The organism is Streptomyces achromogenes subsp. achromogenes (assembly GCF_000720835.1).
Lineage (GTDB): Bacteria > Actinomycetota > Actinomycetes > Streptomycetales > Streptomycetaceae > Streptomyces > Streptomyces achromogenes.
Genome location: NZ_JODT01000004.1, coordinates 245,373 through 266,413, shown reverse-complemented (window position 1 = coordinate 266,413; position 21,041 = coordinate 245,373). Strand labels below are relative to the sequence as shown.

General features: G+C 72.3%; 20 protein-coding genes. 8 read left to right on the top strand and 12 right to left on the bottom strand.

Features of this window, described 5'->3' with window-relative positions:
• Positions 1-49 precede the first annotated feature (49 nt).
• Both IH25_RS0106170 and IH25_RS0106165 read left to right on the top strand, forming a co-directional pair.
• The gene (locus tag IH25_RS0106170) at positions 50-1,405 is read left to right on the top strand and encodes a dipeptidase (RefSeq protein WP_030604247.1); all 1,356 of its coding nucleotides are present in this window, start codon (positions 50-52) and stop codon (positions 1,403-1,405) included.
• Positions 1,406-1,466: 61 nt separating this feature from the next.
• Positions 1,467-2,162, top strand: a complete 696-nt coding sequence (locus tag IH25_RS0106165) for an MBL fold metallo-hydrolase (RefSeq protein WP_030604244.1) — start codon at positions 1,467-1,469, stop codon at positions 2,160-2,162.
• 12 nt (positions 2,163-2,174) lie between these two features.
• Here IH25_RS0106165 and IH25_RS0106160 read toward each other — a convergent pair whose 3' ends face one another.
• Positions 2,175-3,218, bottom strand: a complete 1,044-nt coding sequence (locus IH25_RS0106160) for an NUDIX hydrolase (protein WP_030604241.1) — start codon at positions 3,216-3,218, stop codon at positions 2,175-2,177.
• 153 nt (positions 3,219-3,371) lie between these two features.
• Complete coding sequence (locus IH25_RS0106155) at positions 3,372-3,554, bottom strand: hypothetical protein (RefSeq protein WP_030604238.1); 183 nt, start codon at positions 3,552-3,554, stop codon at positions 3,372-3,374.
• A 212-nt stretch (positions 3,555-3,766) separates the two neighbouring features.
• On the opposite strand from IH25_RS0106155, the gene IH25_RS0106150 reads away from it, so the two are divergent.
• The 3 genes from IH25_RS0106150 (at position 3,767) to IH25_RS0106140 (ending at position 7,802) form a co-directional block, all read left to right on the top strand.
• Positions 3,767-5,800, top strand: a complete 2,034-nt coding sequence (locus IH25_RS0106150) for an NPCBM/NEW2 domain-containing protein (RefSeq protein ID WP_209445277.1) — start codon at positions 3,767-3,769, stop codon at positions 5,798-5,800.
• A 182-nt stretch (positions 5,801-5,982) separates the two neighbouring features.
• Complete coding sequence (locus IH25_RS0106145; RefSeq protein ID WP_030604232.1) at positions 5,983-6,954, top strand: ABC transporter ATP-binding protein; 972 nt, start codon at positions 5,983-5,985, stop codon at positions 6,952-6,954.
• The gene (locus IH25_RS0106140) at positions 6,951-7,802 is read left to right on the top strand and encodes an ABC transporter permease (protein WP_030604229.1); all 852 of its coding nucleotides are present in this window, start codon (positions 6,951-6,953) and stop codon (positions 7,800-7,802) included. The genes IH25_RS0106145 and IH25_RS0106140 overlap by 4 nt, the downstream gene beginning before the upstream one ends.
• Positions 7,803-7,927: 125 nt before the next feature.
• On the opposite strand, the gene IH25_RS0106135 is transcribed toward IH25_RS0106140, so the two are convergent.
• Positions 7,928-8,881 (bottom strand): ROK family protein, encoded by a 954-nt coding sequence (locus IH25_RS0106135; RefSeq protein WP_030604226.1) that lies wholly within the window; start codon positions 8,879-8,881, stop codon positions 7,928-7,930.
• Positions 8,882-9,099: 218 nt separating this feature from the next.
• On the opposite strand from IH25_RS0106135, the gene IH25_RS0106130 reads away from it, so the two are divergent.
• On the top strand, positions 9,100-10,149 hold the full coding sequence (locus IH25_RS0106130; protein WP_030604223.1) for a LacI family DNA-binding transcriptional regulator: 1,050 nt from the start codon (positions 9,100-9,102) through the stop codon (positions 10,147-10,149).
• A gap of 157 nt (positions 10,150-10,306) precedes the next feature.
• On the opposite strand, the gene IH25_RS0106125 is transcribed toward IH25_RS0106130, so the two are convergent.
• A complete protein-coding gene (locus tag IH25_RS0106125) occupies positions 10,307-11,605 on the bottom strand; it encodes a DUF6986 family protein (RefSeq protein WP_030604219.1) in 1,299 nt (432 codons plus the stop codon).
• 214 nt (positions 11,606-11,819) lie between these two features.
• Here IH25_RS0106125 and IH25_RS0106120 point away from each other — a divergent pair, with 214 nt between their 5' ends.
• On the top strand, positions 11,820-12,722 hold the full coding sequence (locus tag IH25_RS0106120) for an endonuclease/exonuclease/phosphatase family protein (RefSeq protein ID WP_030604215.1): 903 nt from the start codon (positions 11,820-11,822) through the stop codon (positions 12,720-12,722).
• A gap of 59 nt (positions 12,723-12,781) precedes the next feature.
• Here the strand turns inward: IH25_RS0106120 and IH25_RS0106115 are convergent, their stop codons facing one another.
• The 4 genes from IH25_RS0106115 to IH25_RS0106100 all read right to left on the bottom strand — a co-directional run bounded on the left by IH25_RS0106115 (position 12,782) and on the right by IH25_RS0106100 (position 15,891).
• A complete protein-coding gene (locus tag IH25_RS0106115) occupies positions 12,782-13,744 on the bottom strand; it encodes an electron transfer flavoprotein subunit alpha/FixB family protein (RefSeq protein WP_030604212.1) in 963 nt (320 codons plus the stop codon).
• Positions 13,745-13,796: 52 nt separating this feature from the next.
• Complete coding sequence (locus IH25_RS0106110) at positions 13,797-14,582, bottom strand: electron transfer flavoprotein subunit beta/FixA family protein (protein WP_030604210.1); 786 nt, start codon at positions 14,580-14,582, stop codon at positions 13,797-13,799.
• Positions 14,583-14,798: 216 nt separating this feature from the next.
• Positions 14,799-15,308 (bottom strand): flavin reductase family protein, encoded by a 510-nt coding sequence (locus IH25_RS0106105; protein WP_030604208.1) that lies wholly within the window; start codon positions 15,306-15,308, stop codon positions 14,799-14,801.
• Positions 15,309-15,516: 208 nt separating this feature from the next.
• The gene (locus tag IH25_RS0106100; RefSeq protein WP_078844150.1) at positions 15,517-15,891 is read right to left on the bottom strand and encodes a thioredoxin family protein; all 375 of its coding nucleotides are present in this window, start codon (positions 15,889-15,891) and stop codon (positions 15,517-15,519) included.
• A gap of 277 nt (positions 15,892-16,168) precedes the next feature.
• Between IH25_RS0106100 and IH25_RS0106095 the strand changes: the two genes are divergently transcribed.
• Complete coding sequence (locus IH25_RS0106095) at positions 16,169-16,894, top strand: lysophospholipid acyltransferase family protein (RefSeq protein ID WP_030604202.1); 726 nt, start codon at positions 16,169-16,171, stop codon at positions 16,892-16,894.
• Between the two features lie 143 nt (positions 16,895-17,037).
• Here the strand turns inward: IH25_RS0106095 and IH25_RS0106090 are convergent, their stop codons facing one another.
• From IH25_RS0106090 to IH25_RS0106075, 4 genes are all read right to left on the bottom strand, one after another.
• Entirely contained in the window at positions 17,038-17,628 is a 591-nt protein-coding gene (locus IH25_RS0106090; RefSeq protein WP_030604199.1) for a transglutaminase-like domain-containing protein, read from the bottom strand.
• A gap of 79 nt (positions 17,629-17,707) precedes the next feature.
• Entirely contained in the window at positions 17,708-18,778 is a 1,071-nt protein-coding gene (locus IH25_RS0106085; protein ID WP_030604196.1) for a threonine aldolase family protein, read from the bottom strand.
• Positions 18,775-19,566 carry an SDR family NAD(P)-dependent oxidoreductase gene (locus IH25_RS0106080; protein ID WP_051753799.1) on the bottom strand — a complete coding sequence of 264 codons (792 nt, stop codon included), beginning with the start codon at positions 19,564-19,566 and terminating at the stop codon, positions 18,775-18,777. The genes IH25_RS0106085 and IH25_RS0106080 overlap by 4 nt, the downstream gene beginning before the upstream one ends.
• Complete coding sequence (locus IH25_RS0106075) at positions 19,563-20,960, bottom strand: DUF6421 family protein (protein WP_030604190.1); 1,398 nt, start codon at positions 20,958-20,960, stop codon at positions 19,563-19,565. The genes IH25_RS0106080 and IH25_RS0106075 overlap by 4 nt, the downstream gene beginning before the upstream one ends.
• Between the last annotated feature and the right edge of the window lie 81 nt (positions 20,961-21,041).

Genomic DNA, 21,041 nt, shown 5'->3' with positions numbered 1-21,041 from the left:
GATCGTTGCACCCATCCCGTACCACGTCGCACCCACGAGGAGCGTGCCCATGCCGTCGAATCCGCTCGCCGAGACCGTCGCCTCGCTGCTGCCCCGGGCGAAGGCGGAGCTGGCCGAACTGGTCGGCTTCAGGTCGGTGGCGGACTTCTCGCAGTTCCCGAAGAGCGAGAGCGAGGCAGCCGCGGGCTGGATCGCCGACGCGCTGCGGGCCGAGGGATTCACGGACGTGGCCCTGCTGGACACCCCGGACGGCACCCAGTCGGTGTACGGCTTCCTGCCGGGCCCCGAGGGTGCAAAAACGGTCCTGCTCTACGCGCACTACGACGTGCAGCCCCCGCTGGACGAGGCCGCCTGGTCCACCCCGCCGTTCGAGCTGACCGAGCGTGACGGCCGCTGGTACGGCCGCGGGACGGCCGACTGCAAGGGCGGCTTCATCATGCACCTGCTCGCGCTGCGCGCCCTGAAGGCGAACGGCGGCGTCCCGGTGCATGTGAAGGTGATCGTGGAGGGCTCGGAGGAGCAGGGCACGGGCGGCCTGGAGCGGTACGCCGAGCAGCACCCCGAGCTGCTGGCGGCGGACACGATCGTCATCGGGGACGCGGGCAACTTCCGGGCCGGTCTGCCGACCGTGACCAACACCCTGCGCGGCACGATCCTGGTCCGGGTGCGCGTCGACACCCTGGCCGGCAATCTGCACTCGGGCCAGTTCGGGGGCGCCGCCCCGGACGCGCTGGCCGCGCTGATCCGGGCGCTGGACTCGCTGCGCGGCGAGGACGGCTCCACCACCATCGACGGCCTGGACGCAACGGCGCGGTGGGACGGCCTGGAGTACACCGAGGAGCAGTTCCGCGCGGACGCCAAGGTGCTGGACGGCGTCGGACTGATCGGTGACGGCTCGGTCGCCGACCGCCTCTGGGCCCGCCCGGCGGTCACCGTGCTCGGCATCGACTGCCCGCCGGTGGTCGGCGCCACCCCGTCGGTGCAGGCCGGCGCCGGTGCCCTGGTCAACCTGCGGGTGCCGCCGGGCACGGACACGACGGAGGCCACCAAGCTGCTCCAGGCGCACATCGAGGCGCACACCCCGTGGGGCGCCCGGATCACCACCGAGCCGATCGGCCAGGGGCAGCCGTTCCGCGCCGACACCTCCAGCCCCGCCTACCGGGCGATGGCCGAGGCGATGGCGGTGGCCTACCCCGGCGAGACCATGCAGTACGCGGGCCAGGGCGGCACCATCCCGCTGTGCAACACCCTCGCCGCGCTGTACCCGCGGGCGGAGATCCTGCTCATCGGGCTGAGCGAGCCGGAGGCGCAGATCCACGCGGCCAACGAGAGCGTGTCCCCCGAGGAGCTGGAACGGCTGTCCGTGGCCGAGGCGCTGTTCCTGCGCAATTACGCGGCGGGCTGATCTCTTCTGCCCACCGCAGAGGGCCCTCGCCCGCGGGCGGGGGCCTCTTTACGGTCGGCGCATGGACGTCATCGAACTGCTGCCCCGGCTGCACCTGTTGCGCTTTCCCGTCGGCCAGGCCTATCTCTGGCGCGACGACGAGGAGTTGACCCTGATCGACGCGGGCCCGATCGGCGCCGGCCGGCCGATCGCCGACGCGGTCACCGCGCTGGGGCACGAGCCCCGGGCCGTACGACGCGTCGTGCTCACCCACTTCCACGAGGATCACGTCGGCGGGGCGGGCGAGTTCGCCGCACTGAGCGGGGCCGAGGTGCTGGCACACCACCTGGACGCCCCGTTCATCCGCGGGGAGCGGCCGGGCCCGCCGCCGCGGACGGAGGAGTGGGAGCGGCCCCTGCACGCGGCGGCCCTCGCGCAGTTGCCCCCGGGTCCCCCGCTGCCGCCGGCCTCGCTCACCGAGCTGTCCGACGGCGATGTGCTCGGCTTCGGCGGTGGCGCCCGGGTGGTGCACATCCCCGGGCACACGGACGGCAGCATCGCGGTGTTCCTGCCCGCGCACCGTGTGCTGTTCACCGGCGACACGGTGGCGGCGGCACCGGACGACGGGACGCCGGTCCCCGGGGTGTTCAACCTGGACCGGGTGCGACTCCTCGCGTCGATACGCCGGATGGCGGACCTGGACGCGGAGGTCGCGTGCTTCGGGCACGGCGACCCGGTGCTGTCCGGCGCCGCCGCCGTGCTCCGCTCGCTCGGTTAGCCGCACGCGGGGTCAGCCGACCGGCACCCCCGCCTCCAGGTAGAGCGCGCTGCCCCGTTCCCGGGCGCGCAGCGCCCAGCGCAGCCGCTCGTAGCGGACCGGGGGAAGCATCGCGGCGGCCTCCTGCTCGGTGGCGAACCGCCAGGCGCGCAGCTCGGGTCCGGGCAGCAGCACCCGGGACACCTCGACGGGTCCCAGCCGGCCGCCGTCGAAGAGCAGCCGCAGCCCGCCGTAGCCGGGCGGGGCGGGGCGTTCCCAGTCCACGACCAGCAGCCGGGGCACCTCCCGCAGCTGTATCCCGGTCTCCTCGGCGACCTCGCGCATCCCGGCCCGGGCCGGCGCCTCGCCGCGTTCCACCACGCCGCCGGGGAACTCCCAGCCGGGCTTGTAGGTGGGGTCGACGAGCAGCACCCGGTCGTGCTCGTCGAAGAGCAGCACCCCGGCGGCGAGCGTCTCGGCGGTCGGCTCGGGGGTCTGCACGATGTCGCAGGCGGGTACGGCGCCGTTGCCGACGGCCTCGGCGATGCGGACGGCGGCCTCGTACGGGGTGAGGGCGCTGGTGTCGAGCGGATGGGCGTCGGCGGTGAGCCAGGAGGCGAGGGCGGCGCGGTACGGCTCGATGTGGTCGGAGGACCACTGTCTGACGCGTATCTCGCCGTCGGGTGCCTCGGGCGGGATCTCCCGGCCGGCTATCCGCTCCCGCAGGATCGTTTCGGTGGGGGCGAGCAGCAGATGGTGCACCGGTATCCGGCGGGCGGCGAGCCCGCCGAAGATCTCGTCGCGGTACTCCTGGCGCAGCAGGGTCATCGGCACCACGAGGGTGCCGCCCAGCTCGGCGAGCATCGCGGCGGCCGTGTCGACCACGAGCCGGCGCCAGATCGGCAGGTCCTGGAAGTCGCCTGCCTCGGCGAGGCGCTTGGGCGGCAGCAGATGCGTCAGTGCCCCGCCGATGATCTCGGGGTCGAAGAGCGCGCTGTTCGGGATCAGTTCGATCAGTTCGCGTGCGGTCGTGGTCTTCCCCGCACCGAACGCGCCGTTGATCCAGACGACGGTCACGGACTCCCCCTCTTCTGTTGGCCCCCTGAGGATTGCCCGCTCCACCCTGCCATGGAAACCCCCCGCCGTTGAGGGCGCCTGTCCGCGCCCGGACAGGGAAGTGCCGGTGTCCCTTGCGACGGAGACACCGGCACGGACGCCCGGGGCCGCGGGTCAGTCGCGGTCCGGGACGGGGTCGCCGAGGTCCAGGCTGTCGTGGGCGACGAGGTCACCGACCTCGTCCACCGTGTCCGACACGTCGAGCGGGCGGTCGACCGCCGCGTGGGAGGGGGTGACGGCGGCCACGACGAATCCGGCGGCGAGGGTGGCGATGGCGAGCATGCTGCGCTTCTTCATGCGCTGATCAACTGTGGGGAGCGGCCGGGGGTCACGCGGATCGCGGGAGCTTTCCTCCGCGCACCCGCCGCTCCCCGGTCGAACACACCCGAACAATGTCGCGCCCGGCCTGAACGCCCCTTCCTCCACAGTCCGACACGTCCTACCGTGAGCGCGCGTTCATGACCCGACATCCCGTCATCCGCCGTACGCGAGTGGGAGGAACGTCGACGATGCGTCACCCTCACAGCCGCACGACCCGTTTCAGAGTGGCCGGAGCGCTCGGCGCCGGACTGCTGTGCGCGACGGGCCTGGCGGCCCCCGCCCTGGCGTCCTCCGCACCGGCCCCGGCGGCGCGGACCGCGTCCCCGTCCCTGGGCGACGGCCTCGCCCTCACCCCGCCGATGGGCTTCAACAACTGGAACTCCACCTACTGCCGGGCGGAGTTCAACGAAGGCATGGTCAAGGGCATCGCCGACCTCTTCGTGGAGAAGGGCCTGAAGAAGGCCGGCTACCAGTACGTCAACCTGGACGACTGCTGGGCCCTTCCCCAGCGTGACGCGAACGGCCGGCTGGCGCCCGACCCGGTGCGCTTCCCGAACGGCATCAAGGCGGTCGCGGACTACGTCCACGCCAAGGGGCTCAAACTCGGCATCTACACCAGCGCCGGCACCAGGACCTGCGACAGCGTGGGCATTCCGGGCGCCCTCGGCCACGAGTACGAGGACGCACGGCAGTTCGCCGACTGGGGCGTGGACTACCTGAAGTACGACAACTGCAACAACCAGGGGCTGGACGCCAGGCAGCGCTACCTGACCATGCGCGACGCGCTCAAGGCGACCGGCCGGCCCATCGTCTACAGCATCTGCGAGTGGGGGGAGAACAAGCCCTGGGAGTGGGCCGCGGACATCGGTCACCTGTGGCGGACCACCGGCGACATCAAGGACAACTGGCCCTCGATGCTGTCGATCCTGAAGCAGAACCTGCCCCTCGCCCGGTACGCCGGTCCCGGTCACTGGAACGACCCCGACATGCTGGAGGTCGGCAACGGCGGCATGACGGACACCGAGTACCGCTCGCACTTCTCCCTCTGGTCGGTCATGGCCGCGCCGCTGCTCATCGGCACCGACCTGCGCAAGGCCTCCCAGGCGACCTGGGACATCCTGGGCAACACGGAGGTCATCGCCGTCGACCAGGACCCGCTCGGCAAGCAGGGCACGGTCGTCTCCTCGGCCGGCGGGCGCTGGGTCGTCGCCAAGCGGATGGCCGACGGCAGCCGCGCGGTGGCCCTCTTCAACGAGTCCGGCACCGCCCAGCGGATCGCCACCAGCGCCGGCGCGGTCGGCCTGCCCCGCGCCGACGGCTACGCCGTACGCGACCTGTGGCAGCACCGCACGTACAACACCGCCGGCACCCTCGCCGCCACCGTCCCGGCGCACGGCACGGTGCTGCTGCGCGTCTCGGCCGACCGGCGCTGGGCCGCGTATCCGCCCGCCGTCGAACTGGGCCTGGACAGCCGCCTGTTGCTGACGGCGGGCACCCCGGTCGCCCTCACCAGTACGGTCACCGACCTCGGGCGCACCCCCGCGCGCCGCGTGTCCGTGGCGCTGACCGGCCCGGCCGGCTGGGGCATACGGGCCACCTCGGCGACCTCGGCCGCCGCCCTGCGCACCGGCCGGACGCTGCGCACCGGCTGGCGGCTGACCGTCCCGGCCGGCACCCCGACGGGCTCCTACGGCCTCACCCTGCGGGCGAGTTACCGGTCGCCGTCCGGCACACCGGTCACCAGCACGGTCCCGCTGACCGCGTCCGTGGTCGTACCGCCGCCGGCCGGGACGTCGTACCTCAGTGATCTGCCGTGGATGTCCGCCGCCAACGGCTTCGGGCCGGTGGAGCGCGACACCAGCAACGGCGAGAAGGCCGCGGGCGACGGCCGTCCGCTCACCATCGGCGGCACGGTGTACGCCAAGGGGCTCGGCACGCACGCGCGCGGTGACATCGCCTTCTACACCGGCGGGGCCTGCGAGAAGGTCACCGCGTCCGTCGGCGTGGACGACGAGAAGGGTGCCAAGGGCAGCGTCGCCTTCGAGATCCTGGCGGACGACACCCGGGCCGCCGCCACCGGCGTCCTGACCAACGCGATGCCCGCCCAGCCGCTCACCGCCGACATCACCGGCGCCCAGGTGATCCGCCTCGTCGTCACCGACGGCGGCGACGGCACCGACTCCGACCACGCGGACTGGGCGGACACCCGACTGACCTGCTGAACACCCCGTGGACGAGGGGCCGGAGGCGAGCCGTTCGGTAGTGTGTTCGTCCGGCGGGGGCCCGACCGCCGTCATCGGACGACGACGGCCACGGCCGTGCATCACGTCCCATGACCACGGGCGTCGGCACGGCCTCGGCCCCCGATCGCGGGAACGGACGGGCGACGGACGGGGGAACACCGATGACTACCGCTGATGTCCTGCCCGGGGCGGGCAGCGGCCCGCCTCCGGACGGTGACACGGTCATCGACGTACGGGATCTGCGGATGCGCTACCGCGGCCAGGACGTGCTGAAAGGGGTCGACTTCACCGCCCGGCGGGGCGAGGTCGTCGTGCTGCTCGGCCCGAACGGCGCCGGCAAGACGACCACCATCGAGATCCTGGAAGGCTTCCGCGTGCGCTCGGCCGGTGACGTGACCGTCCTCGATACCGATCCGGCCCGAGGAAACGAGCGATGGCGTGCGCGCCTGGGTATCGTCCTGCAGTCATGGCGTGACCACGGCAAGTGGCGGGTACGGGAACTGCTGGCCCATCTCGGCTCGTACTACGCGCCGTACTCCACCCCCCTGGTACGCCGGCCGTGGGACGTCGACGAGTTGCTCGCCGCCGTCGGGCTGACCGGGCACGCGGACAAACGGGTCGGGACCCTGTCCGGCGGCCAGCGCCGGCGGCTGGACGTGGCCGTCGGCATCGTGGGCCGGCCCGAACTGCTGTTCCTGGACGAGCCGACGGCCGGTCTGGACCCGGAGGCCAGAAGCGAGTTCCACAGTCTGGTGCGCGGGCTCGCGGACGAGAACACCACCGTCCTGCTGACCACGCACGACCTCGCCGAGGCGGAGCGGCTCGCCGACCGGATCCTCATCCTGGCCGGCGGCCGGATCGTGGCCGACGGCTCGGCCAGGGAACTGTCCCGGCGGGCATCGGCCGAGGCCACCGTGCGCTGGACGCGGGACGGGCGGCCCTTCGAGGAGACGACGGCCGAGCCCACCCGGTTCGTGCGCCGGCTCTTCGAGGAGCACGGCGAGGCGATCGGCGGGCTCGAGGTACGCCGGGCGAGCCTGGAGGACACCTACTTGACGATGGTGCGGGAACTGGAGGCGGGAGGCGCCGTCGGCGAGCGGGCGGCGCACTCGTTCAGGGGGGAAGCGCGATGAGTCCGGTGTGGTACGCGGCGCGGACCGGGGTACGGCGCGGTCTGACGGAACTCCGGCAGACCTTCACCACGGGCCAGGACGTGTTCGGGTACGTGCTCTGGACGGTTCTGCTCATGGTGCCGCTGTTCCTGGTCCGGGACGATCCGCTGAAGGGCGCCGGCATCTCGGCCGGCGCGTTCATGCTGCCCAGCATGGTGGGGATGACGCTCGCGTTCACCGGGATGATGACCACCGCGCAGTTGCTCGCGACCGAGCGCGAGGACGGCACCCTGTTGCGGGCCAAGGCCGTGCCCCACGGCATGGTCGGCCACCTGGTCGGCAAGATCGTCATGGTGTCGGGGACGGCTCTCGTCTCCATGGCGCTCCCCTTCGCCGTGGGCGTGTTCCTGGTGGACGGGGTGGCCCGGCAGGGTGGCGGGGCATTGCTGACGCTGGTGTGGGTGGTGCCGCTGGGTCTCCTGGCGACCCTGCCGATCGGCGCCGTCATCGGCTCGCTCGTCGACAGTCCACGCACCATCGGCCTGCTGATGCTTCCGGTGATGGGACTCGTCGTGATCTCCGGGATCTACTTCCCCCTGTCGAAGCTGCCCGAGTGGCTGCAGACCATCGGGCAGGTCTTCCCCGTCTACTGGCTCGGCCTCGGTCTCCGGGCCGCGTTGCTGCCGGGCGAAGCGGTCGCCGCCGAAGTCGGCGCGTCCTGGCGGCATCTGGAGACAGCGGGCGTGCTGGGCGCCTGGGCAGTCGCCGGGCTGCTCCTCGCGCCGTCCGTCCTGCGCAGGATGGCCCGCCGCGAGTCCGGGGCCACGATGGCCGAACGGCGCCGGAAGGCGATGCAGCGGGTCGGTTAGCGCCGGGCGGCCGGCGCCCGTTCTCGAAACCCGCCGGGCCCGGCCGCACCTCCGGCGATCGCGGCGGACGTCACCGCCTGTCCCCTCGCTGCGGCCACCCCCGGCGCACCCGCGCCGTCACGGCGCTAGTGGCTCGCCGCGGTCGCGTCCGGGGTGCGGGTCAGGGCCGCCGCTGCCGCGCCGACCAGGCCGGCGTCGGTGCCCATCCGGGCGGGGACGACGGTCAGCCGCTGTACGAAGGACAGGGTCGCGTAGTCGGTGAGGGCCTTGCGCAGCGGGGTGAACAGGATGTCGCCCGCCTTGCCGACCCCGCCGCCGATCACCGCGATGTCGATCTCGACCAGGGTCGCGGTGGCCGCGATCCCGGCGGCCAGCGCCTGTGCCGCCCGCTCGAAGGAGGCGACGGCGACCGGGTCGCCCGCGCGGGCCGCGGCGGCCACCGCGGCGGCCGAGGTGTCGCCGTCGGGGCCGGGGCGCCAGCCCTGCTCCAGCGCCCGGCGGGCGATGTTGGGGCCGCTGGCGATGCGCTCCACACAGCCGCGCGCACCGCACGGGCAGGGGTCGCCGTCGAGGTCGACGCTGATGTGACCGATGTGCCCGGCGTTGCCGGTCGGGCCCGGGTGCAGCCGCCCGCCGAGGACCAGGCCGCCGCCGACGCCGGTGGACACCACCATGCACAGCGCGTTGTCGTGGCCCCGCGCGGCGCCCTGCCAGTGCTCGGCGGCCGTGATCGCGACCCCGTCCCCGATCAGCTCGACCGGCAGGCCCCCGGCGGCCGTACGGACCCGGTCGACCAGCGGGTAGTCCCGCCAGCCCGGCACGTTCACCGGACTCACGGTGCCCGCCGAGGCGTCCACCGGGCCGGCGCTGCCGATGCCGACCGCGCCGGCGCGCTCCCACAGGGGCGACCCGGACAGTTCGCCGAGCACCTCCGCCACGGCGCGCATGACCGTTTCGCCGTCCTGCCGGGCGGGCGTGGGGCGCTGGGCGCGGACCAGCAGGCGTCCGTCGCCGTCCACCAGCGCGCCGGCGATCTTGGTGCCGCCGATGTCCAGGGCCGCCACGAGGTCGGTGTGCATGAGAGTCAGATCTCCCCGTTGAAAGCTTGAGAACCAAAAGAGAGCAGGCCGGTCAAGCGGTGGGGACGCAGGCCGGAGACAGCGGTGGACAGTCTCTCTCGCACCTGACAACGTTGTCCAGGCTCTATGCTCGACGCCACATCCTCATACAAGCCCACGGATGCCGCAGCCCCGTGGGCCGGAGGAACGGCAGCCGGACGACAGACAGGACAGCGCACGTGCCCGAGACCACCCGCCGCGCAGACCGCCTCACCGGGAACCGGTACGGCAACCGCCCGACGATGAAGGACGTGGCGGCCCGCGCCGGGGTCGGTCTGAAGACGGTCTCCCGCGTGGTCAACGGCGAGCCCGGGGTCACCCCGGACACCGAGCGCCGGGTGCAGGAGGCGATCGACGCGCTGGGCTTCCGCCGCAACGACAGCGCACGGGTGTTGCGCAAGGGGCGGACCGCGAGCATCGGGCTGATCCTGGAGGATCTCGCGGACCCCTTCTACGGCCCGCTCAGCCGCGCCGTCGAGGAGGTGGCCCGCGCCCACGGCGCGCTGCTGATCAACGGCTCCAGCGCCGAGGACCCCGAGCGCGAGCAGGAGCTGGCGCTGGCGCTGTGCGCGCGCCGGGTGGACGGGCTGGTGGTGATCCCGGCCGGGGACGACCACCGGTATCTGGAGCCGGAGATCCGGGCCGGTGTGGCGACCGTGTTCGTGGACCGCCCGGCCGGCCGGATCGACGCCGACGTGGTCCTGTCCGACAACTACGGCGGTGCCCGCGACGGCGTCGCCCACCTCATCGCGCACGGTCACCGGCGGATCGGCTTCATCGGCGACATGCCCCGGATCCACACGGCGGCGGAGCGGCTGCGCGGTTACCGGGCGGCCATGGAGGACGCCGGGATCACCGTGGCGGAGCGCTGGATGTCTCTCGGCGCGACCGACCCGGAGCGGGTGCGCCGGGCGGCGGAGGAGATGCTGGCCGGTCCCGACCCCGTGACCGCGGTCTTCGCCGGCAACAACCGGGTGACGGTCACCGTCGTCCGGGTGCTGGCGGAGCGGTCCCGCCGGGTCGCGCTCGTCGGCTTCGACGACTTCGAACTGGCCGATCTGCTCCAGCCGGGCGTCACGGTCGTCGCGCAGGACTCGGCGGCCCTCGGCCGCACGGCCGCCGAACGCCTCTTCCGTCAGCTGGACGGCACCCTGATCGCCCCGGAGCGCATAGAACTGCCGACCCGCCTCGTCACCCGCGGCTCGGGCGAACTGCCGCCGACGGACTGAGCGGGGCGGGCGGGGCCGGAGCGACCGGGGACCCGCCGGCCGTGTCCGCCGCCGGCACGGTCGTGCCGGCGGCGTGGCGGTGCCTGGGGTCGTACCGCTCGTGCCGGCAGCCCCCTCGGCCCCGGCCGCGCGGACGCCGGGGGCCGAGGGGCCTCGGCTACTTCGCCGACGCCGTCAGGTCGCCGCGGCGGGGGGACGCGAAGGACTCCAGGTCGGCGCGGGTGAGGCCGGTGAGGCGGGCCACCTCGGCGATGTCCAGGGCGCCGCAGTCCAGGCCGCGCAGCAGGTAGCCGCTGAGCGCCTTGGCGGTGGCGGGCTCGTCCATGACGTCGCCGCCGGTCCGGTTGGCGTAGCGGGCGAGGCGGGCCGCGGCCTGCTCGAAGCCCTCGCGGTAGAAGGCGAAGACGGCGGCGTAGCGGGTGGGGATGTGCCCGGGGTGCATGTCCCAGCCCTGGTAGTAGGCGCGGGCCAGCGCCCGCCGGGTCAGGCCGTAGTGCAGGCGCCAGGCGTCGTGGACCTTCGCCGTCGGACCGACGGGCAGCACGTTGGTGGAGCCGTCCGAGACGCGGACCCCGGTGCCGGCCGCCGCGACCTGCATGACCGCCTTGGCGTGGTCGGCGGCCGGGTGGTCGCTGGCCTGGTAGGCGGCGGAGACGCCGAGGCAGGCGCTGTAGTCGAAGGTGCCGTAGTGCAGCCCGGTGGCGCGGCCCTCGGCGGCCTGGATCATACGGGCGACCGTGGCGGTGCCGTCGGTGGCCAGGATGGACTGGCTGGTCTCGATCTGGATCTCGAAGCCGAGGCGCCCGGCGTCCAGGCCGTGCGCCTTCTCGAAGGCCTCCAGCAGCCGGGCGAAGGCGCCGACCTGCTCCGGGTAGGTCACCTTGGGCAGGGTGAGGACCAGGCCCTCGGGCAGGCCGCCCGCCTCCATCAGGCCGGTGAGGAAGACGTCGAGGGTGCGGATGCCCCGGTCCCGTACGGCGGCCTCCATGCACTTCATGCGGATGCCCATGCAGGGCGCGGCGGTGCCGTCGCGGTACGCCTCGGCGATCAGGCGGGCGGCGCGGGCGGCCGTCGCGTCCTCCTCGGCGTCGGGGCGGGGGCCGTAGCCGTCCTCGAAGTCGACGCGCAGGTCCTCGATGGGCTCGCGCTCCAGCTTGGCCCGCACGCGGGAGTAGACCGGCTCGGCGAGTTCGTCCGACAGGCCGAGGACGGCCGCGAAGGAAGCGGCGTCCGGAGCGTGTTCGTCGAGCGCGGCGAGCGCCCGGTCGCCCCAGGAGCGGATGGTGTCGGCGGCGAAGGCGTCGCCGGGGACGTACACGGTGTGGACGGGCTGACGGGTGCCCGGGTCCCCGGGGTAGCGGCGCTCCAGCTCCGCGTCGACCGGTGCGAGGGAAGCGCTGATCTCCTCGCTGACGGCGCCCGCGAGGCTCGTCGCCACCTTCTCCTGCTGACCCATCCCACACCCTCCAGTTTTCCGCTTTATGGAATCAACAATCCGTATAGCGAAGTTATCTGGCAACCTTCCCGCCGGTCAACACCACATCGTGTGGACTCCACTCCGCGCTCTCGACACGGCCACCTCCCTCTGGCACCGTGCCGGAGCCGCACCCCTTCGACCGCACACCCCGACGGCGACGAGTCGCCCGGAAGCCGCAGCAGGAGGAGCACCCGTGCCGAGCCACAGCCGAGTCACGCGCCGCAGGGGCCTGAAGGCCGCGCTGGCCGCCGCGATCCCCGTGTCCCTGTCCAGTACAGCACTCTCCGCCGGCCCCGCCAGGGCGGGCACGGATCACCGCGTCCCCTTGCGCGTGATGTCGTTCAACCTGCGCTACGCGAGCACCGCCGAGCCGCACAGCTGGGCCGCCCGCCGCCCCGTGACGCGCGCCCTGCTGCACCGCGAGCGCCCGCATGTCATCGGCACCCAGGAGGGTCTCTACCAGCAGGTGCGGGACATCGAGGCCGATCTCGGGACCGCGTACGACTGGATCGGCACCGGGCGCGCGGGCGGCAGCCGCGACGAGTTCATGGCCGTCTTCTACGACACGCGCCGGCTCGCCCCCGAGGAGTACGACCACTTCTGGCTCTCCGACACACCGGACGTGATCGGGTCGAACACCTGGGGCGGCGGTTCCATCCGCATGGTGACGCGGGTCCGGTTCCGGGACCTGCCGTCCGGCCGGGAGTTCCATCTGCTGAACACCCACCTGGACAACCACAGCCAGTACGCACGCGCGCGTGCCGCCGCCCTGATCGCCCAGCGCGTCGCCGGACTGGGCACCTCGCTCCCGCTCGTCGTCACCGGCGACTTCAACGTGGCCGCCCACAAGAACCCGGTCTACGACACGATGCTGGGCGCGGGTCTGGCCGACACCTGGGACACCGCGGCGAAGCGGAGCGAGCTGTACGGCACCTTCCACGGCTACCGGCCGCTGACGCCGGGCGGCGACCGCATCGACTGGATCCTCGCCACCCCCGGTGTCACGGCGCACGAGGCCCGGATCAACACCTTCTCGGCGCACGGGCAGTACCCGAGCGACCACCTGCCGGTGCAGGCCACGCTGACGCTGGGATGAGGCGAGGCCCCCGTGACCGTCGGTGCGGTCACGGGGGCCTCGTCCAGCGGATGCGGGGATCAGCCCTTGCGGGCCTTGATCTCCTCGGTCAGCTGCGGCACGACGTCGAACAGGTCGCCGACCACGCCGTAGTCGACCAGCTCGAAGATCGGGGCCTCCTCGTCCTTGTTGACGGCCACGATCGTCTTCGAGGTCTGCATGCCGGCGCGGTGCTGGATCGCGCCGGAGATGCCGTTGGCGATGTACAGCTGCGGCGACACGCTCTTGCCGGTCTGGCCGACCTGGTTGGTGTGCGGGTACCAGCCGGCGTCGACGGCGGCACGCGAGGCACCCACGGCCGCGCCCAGCTGGTCGGCGAGGGCCTCGATGATCGCGAAGTTCTCGGCGCCGTTCACACCGCGGCCGCCGGAGACCACGATCGCGGCCTCGGTCAGCTCCGGACGGCCCGTGGACTCACGCGGCGTACGGCCGGTGATCTTCGTGCCGGTCGCCTGGTCGGAGAAGGTCACCGACAGGGCCTCGACCGTGCCGGCGGCCGGGGCGGCCTCCACGGCGGCCGAGTTCGGCTTGACCGTGATGACCGGGGTGCCCTTGACGACCCGGGACTTGGTGGTGAAGGACGCGGCGAACACCGACTGGGTGGCCACCGGGCCCTCGTCGCCGGCCTCCAGGTCGACGGCGTCGGTGATGATGCCCGAGCCGATGCGCAGCGCCAGGCGGGCGGCGATCTCCTTGCCGTCGGCGGAGGACGGGACCAGCACGGCGGCCGGGGACACGGCCTCGTAGGCGGCCTGCAGGGCGTCCACCTTCGGCACGACCAGGTACTCGGCGTACTCGGCGGCGTCGTGGGTGAGCACCTTCACCGCGCCGTGCTCGGCGAGCGTGGCCGCGGTGTCGGCGGCGCCGTTGCCCAGCGCGACGGCGACGGGCTCGCCGAGGCGGCGGGCCAGGGTCAGCAGCTCCAGGGTGGGCTTGCGGACGGCACCGTCCACGTGGTCGACGTAGACGAGGACTTCAGCCATGGGATTGCTCTCCTGCGTAACGAAGTTGAGGGGCGGTCGGCGGGGCGGGCCCTTAGATGAACTTCTGGGCCGCGAGGAACTCAGCGAGCTGCTTGCCGCCCTCGCCCTCGTCCTTGACGATGGTGCCGGCCGTGCGGGCCGGACGCTCGGTCACGGATTCGACCTTGGTGAAGGCACCGTCCAGGCCGACCTCCTCGGCCTCGATGTCGAGGTCGGACAGGTCCCAGGACTCCACCGGCTTCTTCTTGGCCGCCATGATGCCCTTGAAGGAGGGGTAGCGGGCCTCGCCGGACTGGTCGGTCACGGAGACGACGGCCGGGAGCTGCGCCTGGAGCTGCTCGGAGGCGGCGTCGCCGTCGCGGCGGCCGGTGACCGTGCCGTCCTCGACGGAGACCTCGGAGAGCAGGGTGACCTGCGGCACGCCCAGGCGCTCGGCGACCAGCGCCGGGACGACGCCCATGGTGCCGTCGGTGGAGGCCATGCCGGAGATCACCAGGTCGTAACCGGCCTTCTCGATGGCCTTGGCCAGCACCAGGGAGGTGCCGATGGCGTCGGTGCCGTGCAGGTCGTCGTCCTCGACGTGGACGGCCTTGTCCGCACCCATGGACAGGGCCTTGCGGAGCGCGTCCTTGGCGTCCTCGGGGCCCACCGTCAGCACGGTGACCTCGGCGTCGTCCGCGTTCTCCTTGATCTGGAGAGCCTGCTCGACCGCGTACTCGTCCAGCTCGGAGAGCAGACCGTCCACGTCGTCGCGGTCGACGGTCAGGTCATCGGCGAAGTGCCGGTCGCCAGTGGCGTCGGGCACGTACTTCACAGTGACAACGATCCTCAAGCTCACGCCGGCTCTCCTACTGCATCGTCATTTCGGGCTGCCTCTTGCAGGCAGCATAGGCGCCTCAAGCGGCCGATCCCGGTCGGGGCGTCCGCGCGCTCCGAACGAGATATTACTCGTCAGTACACCCAGTTCCTGCCCGCTAAGCAAGCGCTTTGAACTGTGACCTTCGCAACGCAGCGTAACCGGAACTCGACGGGCGTGCGGCGGAGCCCGGCGTGATCAATCCCGCAGGCCGTTGAAGCGGCCCTGGTGATAGAGGAGCGGGCGGCCGGCGCCCGACGGGTCGCCGAGGACGACCTCGGCGAGCACGATCCGGTGGTCGCCGGCCGGGACCCGTCCGACGATGCGGCACACCAGCCAGGCCAGCACGTCGTCCAGCACCGGCACCCCTTCCGGCCCCTCCCGCCAGGCGGTGGGCGCGCCGAAGCGGTCGGCGCCGCTGCGCGCGAAGGTGGCGGCCAGGTCGCTCTGGTGCTCGCCGAGTATGTGCACGCCGACATGGTCCGCCCCGGCGATCGCGGGCCAGCTGGAGGCGCCCGTGCCGATGCCGAAGGAGATCATCGGGGGTTCGGCGGAGACGGAGGTGAGGGAGGTGGCGGTGAAGCCGACCGGGCCGGAGGCGCCGCGCGCGGTGATCACCGCCACACCGGCGGCGTGCCGGCGGAAGGCGGAGCGCAGCAGGTCCGGGGAGGCGGTGCGGGGGGTGCCGAGTTCGGGTGTGGCCGTCATGGAGTTGTCCTTCTGCCGGGGGTCACGAGCGGGTCCGCGGGTGCTCAACGGCCCGGACACCTCGCGCTCGCGGTGCGGGCCAGGTCGATGTGGGCCCGCCCGTAGAGAAGGAGTTCTGTCGGCATGCGGTCAGGTTGGCGACACGCGAGGCGTACCGTCAAGCGGCTTCCGCGGTCCGGAAGACGGCGCACCGCACACCGGACCCCGCTCATACCGCTTCTCCCAGGGCCGCTATGACGTCGGCCTTGCGGGGCTGTCCGGTGGCGCGGCGCACCACCCGTCCGCCGGCGTCCAGGACCAGGACGGTGGGCGTCTTGGCGATCTCCAGCGCGCGCACGAGGTCCAGGTGGGCCTCCGCGTCGATCTCGACGTGGGCCACGCCCGGGACCAGCCCGGCGACCTCGCCGAGGACCCGGCGGGTGGCCCGGCAGGGCGCGCAGAAGGCGCTGGAGAACTGCACCAGCGTCGCCCGCTCCCCCAGTGCCGCGCCGAGTTCGGCCGCCCCGATGCGCCTGCCGTCGTCGCGCCCGCCCACCCGCACTCTCCCGTTCCGCCGCCGGCCGCGGCTCGTCGCGGCGGGCACGTCAGGGGCGCACCGCCGGTCCGGTCGTCATCAGCACAACCGGTCCCGGGACCGCGAAGATTCCCGACGGCACCCCCGGAAAAAGTAAAGGGGGTTTAAAGATCCGAGGTGGGATGTAGGCCGACGTGACGAGGATCTCGCGTTAGAGGGGCACCAGAACTGGCCACCCGTACGTTCTTCGGGCACGATCTGCGAGACGCCGTAAACCTACGGCTGCGTAACCTTCCCCGCCGGGAGCCCCCTTTCCCGAGCAGAGTAGAAAGGGCACACCCCGCCCATGGCAGAGCTGGTCTACCGTCCCGTCATCGGTATCGCCAAGACGGCGTTCAAGGTCTGGGATCTGAAGATCGACTGCCGGGGGTCGGAGAACATCCCGCGCTCGGGCGGCGCCGTGCTGGTGAGCAATCACATCAGCTATCTGGACTTCGTCTTCAACGGCCTGGCCGCCCTGCCGCAGAAGCGGCTGGTGCGCTTCATGGCGAAGGATTCCGTCTTCCGGCACCGGATCTCCGGGCCCCTCATGCGCGGCATGAAGCACATTCCGGTGGACCGCGGGCAGGGCGAGAAGGCGTACGCGCACGCGCTGGACGCGCTGCGCTCCGGCGAGGTCATCGGGCTGTTCCCGGAGGCGACGATCTCGCAGTCCTTCACGTTGAAGAGCTTCAAGTCGGGCGCGGCCCGGCTGGCCCAGGAGGCGGGCGTGCCACTGGTCCCGATGGCCCTGTGGGGCACGCAGCGGCTGTGGACGAAGGGGCAGCCGCGCAACTTCAAGCGCAGCCACCTGCCCGTCACGGTCCGGGTCGGCGAGGCGGTGGAGGCCCCCCGCGACCAGTACGCCGGCGCCATCACCCGCCGGCTGCGCGAACGCGTCCAGGAACTGCTGGAGGCCGCGCAGCGCGCCTACCCGGGCCGCCCCAGGGATCCGGAGGACTCCTGGTGGCTGCCCGCCCACCTCGGCGGTACGGCGCCCACGGCGGAGGAGCTGCGGGCGGTCCAGGCGTAACGCCCGCACAGACCGGCCGCTTTCGGGGCACTCGGGTGCGCTGTCGGGCGGAGCTCGGTCCGTACGGCTCGGCCGTCTGCCGGGTGCGGGTCGTCCGTGGCCGGTCGCGCGGTTCCCCGCGCCCCTTCAGGGCGCACGGAGTTTCAGAGGCTCGACGGGAGTGTCTTCCACAGGTGCGGGCGGTCGGGGGCCGTCCGCAGGGCGGTGAGGACCGCCGGGTGCGGGGCGGCGTACAGGCCCGGGTAGTCCGTCTCGCCGGCCGCGGGGTCCGGGACCCAGGCCAGCCGTTCGCCGGTCAGGGAGAACCGCGCGTCCACGCCCGGCTTGTTGCCGCGGGGGTCCTGCCGGTGCCAGGCGCCGTGGAAGCGCACGGCGATCAGGCCGTGGAGCAGATGGCCGCCCGCGTCGTCGGTCAGACGCTGGTAGCACAGGGCCGTCGGGATGTCCTCGGCCCGCAGCAGGGCGGCCAGGGCGTGGGACTTGGCATGGCAGATGCCGGTGCCCAGGGCCAGTACGTCGGAGGCGCGCCAGGTGACGCGCGGATCGCCACAGTCGGCGGAGTGCGGGATGGTGTCGCGTACGAACTCATACGCGGCGCGCGCATATTCATACGAGTCGGCGGCGTCGGCCGCGAGGCGGGCGGCGGTCTCGCGGACCAGTGGGTGATGGTGGTCGATGACCTCGTCCGCGGCCAGGTACGCGGACAGATCGGCTGTGTTCTGGATCAGCTCCATGTCCGCAGAGCATAGGAACGCGATCACCCAGGCGTCAATGACTTTCCAGGTGATCGCATAATTATGCAGAGCTGGGGGGTTAGCGGGCCATCTCCTCCTTCAGCGCCGCCACGAACGTGTCGACGTCGTCCTCCGTCGTGTCGAAGGCGCACATCCAGCGCACCACTCCGGCGGCCTCGTCCCAGAAGTAGAACCGGAACCGCTTCTGCAGCCGCTCGCTCACGTCGTGCGGGAGCCTGGCGAAGACGCCGTTGGCCTGCACCGGGTAGAGGATCTCCACCCCGTGCACCGCGCGCACGCCCTCGGCGAGCCGCTGGGCCATCTCGTTGGCGTGCCGGGCGTTGCGCAGCCACAGGTCCTTGGCGAGCAGCGCCTCCAACTGCACGGACACGAAACGCATCTTGGAGGCCAGTTGCATGGACATCTTCCGCAGGTGCTTCATCTGCCGCACCGCGTCCTGGTTGAGGACCACGACGGCCTCGCCGAACAGCGCGCCGTTCTTCGTCCCGCCCAGCGAGAGGATGTCCACGCCGACCGCGTTGGTGAACGTCCGCATGGGCACGTCCAGGGAGGCCGCGGCGTTGGCTATCCGGGAGCCGTCCAGGTGCACCTTCATGCCGTGCGCGTGGGCGTGCTCGCAGATGGCGCGGATCTCCTCGGGCGTGTAGAGGGTGCCCAGTTCGGTGGACTGGGTGATCGACACGACCTGCGGCATGGCCCGGTGCTCGTCCTCGAAGCCCCAGGCCTGCCGGTCGATCAGCTCCGGCGTGAGCTTGCCGTCGGGCGTGGGCACGGTGAGCAGCTTCAGCCCGCCCATGCGCTCGGGGGCGCCGCCCTCGTCGACGTTGATGTGCGCGCTCTCGGCGCAGATCACCGCGCCCCAGCGGTCGGTGACCGCTTGGAGCGCGACCACGTTGGCGCCGGTGCCGTTGAAGACCGGGAAGGCCTCCGCGGTGGCCCCGAAGTGGCTGCGCACGATCCGCTGGAGGTTCTCGGTGTAGTCGTCCTCGCCGTACGCCACCTGGTGGCCGCCGTTGGCCAGGGCCAGGGCGGCCAGCACCTCGGGGTGGGCTCCGGCGTAGTTGTCACTGGCGAAACCGCGGACCTGCGGGTCGTGATGGCGACGCGCGTCGGTCTTGGGAGGGTTCACGGCTTCTCGGTCAGCCACAGACGGTTTCCGTTCACTTCTGCGGCGGGCTTGCTCCAGACGCCCTCGATGGCCTCGGCGAGGTCCTTGACGTCCGTGAAGCCCGCGAACTTCGCGTTGGGGCGTTCGGCGCGCATCGCGTCGTGCACCAGCGCCTTCACCACCAGGATGGCAGCCGCCGAACGCGGCCCCTCCTCGCCCCCGGCCTTGCGGAAGCCGTCGGCCATGGCGAGCGTCCAGGCTTCCGCGGCGGCCTTGGCCGCGGAGTACGCCGCGTTGCCCGCCGTCGGCTTGGCGGCGCCGGCCGCGCTGGTGAGCACGTACCGGCCGCGGTCGCTGCGCTGGAGGGCGTCGAAGAAGGCGAGGGAGGTGTGCTGGACGGTGCGGACGAGCAGCTTCTCCAGCAGCTCCCAGTCGGCGAGGTCGGTGTCGGCGAAGGTGGCGCTGCCGCGCCAGCCGCCGACGAGGTGGACCAGGCCGTCGATCCGGCCGTGGTCCTTCTCGATGCGCGCGGCCCAGGCCCGGGTGTCCGCCAGGTCGAGCAGGTCGACGGTCTCGCCGGTGACGGTGGCGCCGCCACGGGCGTAGCGCGCCGCGTCGACGGCCTCGGCGAGGCGTTCGGGGTTGTTGTCGGCACCCACGACGACCGCGCCCGCCTCGGCGAGCCGGACCAGCGTCGCGTGCCCGGCGGGGCCGCCCGCGCCGGCCACCGCGATCACCGCACCACTGAGAGACCCGTTGTTCGCCACGTTCTTCCCCTCTTGACCAGTGTTGTGGACGCGGTCGCTCACGCGGCGATCCGCTCGGCGCCGTCCGCCGTGATGCCCTTGGTGGAGGCGATCACATTCTTCAGCTTCTTCGCCAGCGCCTCATAGAACATGCTCAGCGGAAACTCGTCCGGCAGCACGTCGTCCACCAGCTTGCGCGGCGGCTGGGTCAGGTCCAGGGCGTCGGGGCCCTTGGCCCACTTGGAGCCGGGGTGCGGGGCGAGGTAGGTGGAGACCAGTTCGTAGCCGGCGAACCAGTGCACCAGCTTCGGGCGGTCGATGCCGTCCCGGTAGAGCTTCTCGATCTCGGCGCACAGCTGGTTGGTGACCTGCGGGGCGCGCTCCCAGTCGATGGAGAGCTTGTTGTCGGTCCACCGGATCACATCGTGCTTGTGCAGGTAGGCGAAGAGCAGCTGGCCGCCGAGGCCGTCGTAGTTGCGGTTGCGGTCGCCGGTGACGGGGAAGCGGAACATGCGGTCGAAGAGCACCGCGTACTGCACGTCCCGGGCCTGCGGGACGCCGTCCGCCTCCAGCTTCACGGCCTCCTTGAAGGCGGTGAGGTCGCAGCGCAGCTCCTCCAGGCCGTACATCCAGAACGGCTGGCGCTGCTTGATCATGAACGGGTCGAACGGCAGGTCGCCGTGGCTGTGAGTGCGGTCGTGGACCATGTCCCAGAGCACGAAGGCCTCTTCGCAGCGCTTCTGGTCGTGCACCATCGCGGCGATGTCCTCGGGCAGCTCCAGGCCCAGGATGTCCACGGCGGCGTCGGTGACCCGGCGGAACCGGGCGGCCTCGCGGTCGCAGAAGATGCCACCCCAGGAGAAACGTTCCGGCGCCTCCCGGACGGCGATCGTCTCCGGGAAGAGGACGGCGGAGTTGGTGTCGTAGCCCGAGGTGAAGTCCTCGAAGGTGATGCCGCAGAAGAGCGGGTTGTCGTACCGGGTGCGCTCCAGCTCGGCCAGCCAGTCCGGCCAGACCATGCGCAGCACGACCGCCTCCAGGTTGCGGTCCGGGTTGCCGTTCTGGGTGTACATCGGGAAGACGACCAGGTGCTGGAGGCCGTCCACGCGGTGCGCGGCGGGCTGGAAGGCCAGCAGCGAGTCCAGGAAGTCCGGGACCTCGAAGCCGCCCTCGGCCCAGCGGCGCAGGTCCTTCACGAGGGCCTGGTGGTAGGCGGCGTCGTGCGGGACCAGCGGGGAGAGCCGCTCGACCGCGTCGGCGACGCGCTCGACGGCCGCCACGGCGTCGGCCCGGCGCGGGGCGCCCTCGGCGTCGAAGTCGATCGATCCGTCCTTGGACTGCCATGGCCGGATCTGCTCCACGGCATCCTTGAGCACGGCCCAGGCCGGGTGCTCAACCACCCTGGTCAGCGAAGGAACCCGCTCCTCCGCGCCTGCCTGCACAAGAATTTCCGTCATGTCCCATCCTCCACGGGAGAACCTCGCGTATGGATACCGTATGCGTTCCCTGTTTCACTCAGCAAGAGCAGCGGCGGGAAA

What these genes read in the sequence shown, in the direction of transcription:
- IH25_RS0106170 (WP_030604247.1), top strand. Translation starts at nt 50, where the DNA reads ATGCCGTCGAATCCGCTCGCCGAGACCGTCGCCTCGCTGCTGCCCCGG.
- IH25_RS0106165 (WP_030604244.1), top strand. Translation starts at nt 1,467, where the DNA reads ATGGACGTCATCGAACTGCTGCCCCGGCTGCACCTGTTGCGCTTTCCC.
- IH25_RS0106155 (WP_030604238.1), bottom strand. Translation starts at nt 3,554, where the DNA reads ATGAAGAAGCGCAGCATGCTCGCCATCGCCACCCTCGCCGCCGGATTC.
- IH25_RS0106150 (WP_209445277.1), top strand. Translation starts at nt 3,767, where the DNA reads ATGCGTCACCCTCACAGCCGCACGACCCGTTTCAGAGTGGCCGGAGCG.
- IH25_RS0106145 (WP_030604232.1), top strand. Translation starts at nt 5,983, where the DNA reads ATGACTACCGCTGATGTCCTGCCCGGGGCGGGCAGCGGCCCGCCTCCG.
- IH25_RS0106140 (WP_030604229.1), top strand. Translation starts at nt 6,951, where the DNA reads ATGAGTCCGGTGTGGTACGCGGCGCGGACCGGGGTACGGCGCGGTCTG.
- IH25_RS0106135 (WP_030604226.1), bottom strand. Translation starts at nt 8,881, where the DNA reads ATGCACACCGACCTCGTGGCGGCCCTGGACATCGGCGGCACCAAGATC.
- IH25_RS0106125 (WP_030604219.1), bottom strand. Translation starts at nt 11,605, where the DNA reads ATGGGTCAGCAGGAGAAGGTGGCGACGAGCCTCGCGGGCGCCGTCAGC.
- IH25_RS0106115 (WP_030604212.1), bottom strand. Translation starts at nt 13,744, where the DNA reads ATGGCTGAAGTCCTCGTCTACGTCGACCACGTGGACGGTGCCGTCCGC.
- IH25_RS0106105 (WP_030604208.1), bottom strand. Translation starts at nt 15,308, where the DNA reads ATGACGGCCACACCCGAACTCGGCACCCCCCGCACCGCCTCCCCGGAC.
- IH25_RS0106095 (WP_030604202.1), top strand. Translation starts at nt 16,169, where the DNA reads ATGGCAGAGCTGGTCTACCGTCCCGTCATCGGTATCGCCAAGACGGCG.
- IH25_RS0106090 (WP_030604199.1), bottom strand. Translation starts at nt 17,628, where the DNA reads ATGGAGCTGATCCAGAACACAGCCGATCTGTCCGCGTACCTGGCCGCG.
- IH25_RS0106075 (WP_030604190.1), bottom strand. Translation starts at nt 20,960, where the DNA reads ATGACGGAAATTCTTGTGCAGGCAGGCGCGGAGGAGCGGGTTCCTTCG.